Source organism: Paenacidovorax caeni (assembly GCF_001298675.1).
Taxonomy (GTDB): Bacteria; Pseudomonadota; Gammaproteobacteria; order Burkholderiales; family Burkholderiaceae_C; genus Paenacidovorax; species Paenacidovorax caeni.
In genome coordinates this window covers 1-2,450 of sequence record NZ_CYIG01000102.1, presented here as the reverse complement: position 1 = coordinate 2,450, position 2,450 = coordinate 1, and the positions used below count along the sequence as shown (strand labels likewise).

The window sequence follows — 2,450 nt, the reverse complement described above, 5'->3', positions numbered from 1 at the left end:
GTATGCGTCCGGCAAACCCATGTTGACCGCCGCCGACGGTCATGGCTGAGACTCAGATGGCGCCGGATTGCCAGCGGTGTGGCAAGAGTTCGTCGATGCGGCTGGCCTTGTGCGTGGGCAGCCGGGTCAGCACATCCTTGAGATACGCGTATGGGTCGTGCCCGTTCATGCGCGCCGACTGGATCAGACTCATGACAGCGGCGGCCCGCTGGCCCGCACGCAGGCTGCCGGCAAACAGCCAGTTGTTGCGGCCAATGGCGATCGGTCGGATCTGGTTCTCGATCCAGTTGTTGTCGATCGGTAGCCGGCCGTCATCGACGAATCGGGTCAATGCCTCCCAGCGTCGCAGGCTGTAATCCAGTGCCTTGGCGGTGGCCGATCCATCAGGCACCTTCTGGCGCTGCAGCAGCATCCATTGGTGCAAGGCGTCAAGCACGGGTCGGGTCTGTTGCTGCCGTATGTCCTTGCGCTCGTCGGGTTTGAGCTCCTTGGCCTCGCGCTCGATGTCGTAGGCCCGGGCGAACTGCTGCAGCGCGAACTCAGCAATCTGGCTCTTGTTGGCCGCGTGCAGGTCAAAGAATTTGCGGCGCGCATGCGCCAGGCAGCCCACCTCCGTCACCCCGCTGGCGATCAGCGCCTTGTAGCCGCTGAAGTCGTCGCAGGTCAGGCTACCTCTCCACTCTCCCAGAAACGCCCGGGCGTGCTCGCCAGCGCGCGATTCACAGAAGTCGTAGACCACGGCTTTCATGGTCTCGAACGCCCCCGGGGCATAGGCCCACAGGTACGCCCGGTGCGTTTTGCCGTTGCCCGGCTTGAGCATCTGCACCGGCGTTTCGTCGGCGTGCAGCACGCGGTGTTTGAGTATGGCTTCCTTGAGCGCATCCACCAGCGGCTGCAGCCGCACCCCGCAGGTGCCCACCCACTGCGCCAGGGTCGATCGCGGGATGGCCAGGCCGGCACGCCCGAAGATCGTTTCCTGGCGGTACAACGGCAGGTGGTCGGCGTACTTACCCACCAGCACCTGGGCCAGCAGGCCGGTGGTGGGGATGCCCTTGTCGATGACGTGAGCGTCCACCGGCGCCTGGACGATGGTTTCGCACCGGGCGCAGGCCCATTTGCCGCGGATGTGGCGCTCCACGCTGAAGACGCCCGGCACATAGTCCAGCTTCTGGGCCACGTCCTCGCCAATGCGCAAGAGCCGGCAGCCACAACCCGACGTGCGGCAGGTGGTGGATTCGGGTTCGTGGTGGATATCGCGGCGCGGCAGGTGCGCCGGCAGCGGCAGCCGCTTGGGCTTCTTCTTCTCTTGCAGGTTGGCCACCGCTGGCGCCTGCTGCAAGGCATCGATCTCGGTGGCGACCGCCGCCAAGTCGGCCTCGATCTCATCTTCAAGCAGGCTCTTCTGCTCGGGGTTGAACCGCTCGGACTGGGCGGCGAACTTCATGCGCTTGAGCAGCGCGTTCTCGTGGGTGAGCTTCTCCAGCTGGGCGCCCTGGTGGCGCAGCTGGGTCATCAGGCGGGCAGCCATCTCGCGCAGTTGATCGGCGCTCAGACCTTCCAGGGATTGCGACTCCACCACCATGGCTGTCACTGTGCCAGCACAGACACGCGTGCACCATTGGCGCATGCACCAATTGGCAAGCGCGCGCTGTGGCGCAACAGTCAGACCACGGTGATGACGCCGCCGTCGGCCAGGCGCTGCCAGGGCAAGCCCATGACCAACGCATCGAGTTGCTGGCGCTGCAATTGAAGGTTAGAGCTACCGGCCAGGGGCCAGATGAACTTGCCCTGGTGCAGGCGTCGCGCGGCCAGCCAGATGCCGATACCGTCGTGCACCAGGATCTTGAGACGGTTGGCCCGTTTGTTGGCGAACAGGTAGGCGTGGTGGGGGTAAGCGGCACCGAAGACGGCAATGACCCGGGCGAGCGCCGTATCCGTACCGGCGCGCATGTCCAGCGGGGTGGTGGCCAGCCAGGCCGCATCGATCCGGATCATGTCCGGATTACCGTAGCCAATCCCGCAGCCAGTCGGCGCAGGAACTGGCCGCCTCGACAGGCCAGCTCACCGTCACAACCCCTGTGCCGCGCCGGATCTCGACGCGGATGTCCGCAGTGGGACTGCCCGACGGGCAAACCGGTGCGGCATCCTCCACCTCAGGCGAGGGAAGATTCAGCGGGATGAACGGATTGACGGGCTTGGGCGCCGCCGCTGCAGGGTGCTCGCGCAACCAACGATGAACGATGTTGGCGTTGATGCCGTGGGCAAGCGCCACCGCCGCAATCGACGCACCGTCCGCGCGGCACTGCGCCACGACCCGGGCCTTGAGTTCTGGGCTGTAGAAGCGCCGCTTGGGGTTGGGGGCGATCGCCTCGCTCGCCATGGTGTGCATGATCTCCATCGTGCACACGATGCCTGTTCGATCGGGCTATCTCAAGATGGGTTCGCCGGAC

At 65.6% G+C, this 2,450-nt stretch carries 3 protein-coding genes; all 3 read right to left on the bottom strand.

Going from position 1 to position 2,450, the window contains the following annotated elements:
* Nucleotides 1–52: 52 nt before the first annotated feature.
* The 3 genes from tnpC to tnpA all read right to left on the bottom strand — a co-directional run bounded on the left by tnpC (nt 53) and on the right by tnpA (nt 2,398).
* Nucleotides 53–1,579: an IS66 family transposase gene (tnpC, locus tag BN2503_RS18830; RefSeq protein WP_175537988.1), complete on the bottom strand. Its 1,527-nt coding sequence runs from the start codon at nt 1,577–1,579 to the stop codon at nt 53–55.
* An 83-nt stretch (nt 1,580–1,662) separates the two neighbouring features.
* Nucleotides 1,663–1,995: an IS66 family insertion sequence element accessory protein TnpB gene (gene tnpB, locus BN2503_RS18825; RefSeq protein ID WP_054258118.1), complete on the bottom strand. Its 333-nt coding sequence runs from the start codon at nt 1,993–1,995 to the stop codon at nt 1,663–1,665.
* A 7-nt stretch (nt 1,996–2,002) separates the two neighbouring features.
* On the bottom strand, nt 2,003–2,398 hold the full coding sequence (tnpA, locus tag BN2503_RS18820) for an IS66-like element accessory protein TnpA (protein ID WP_054258117.1): 396 nt from the start codon (nt 2,396–2,398) through the stop codon (nt 2,003–2,005).
* Nucleotides 2,399–2,450 lie beyond the last annotated feature (52 nt).

What these genes read in the sequence shown, in the direction of transcription:
- tnpA (WP_054258117.1), bottom strand. Translation starts at nt 2,398, where the DNA reads ATGGAGATCATGCACACCATGGCGAGCGAGGCGATCGCCCCCAACCCC.
- tnpB (WP_054258118.1), bottom strand. Translation starts at nt 1,995, where the DNA reads ATGATCCGGATCGATGCGGCCTGGCTGGCCACCACCCCGCTGGACATG.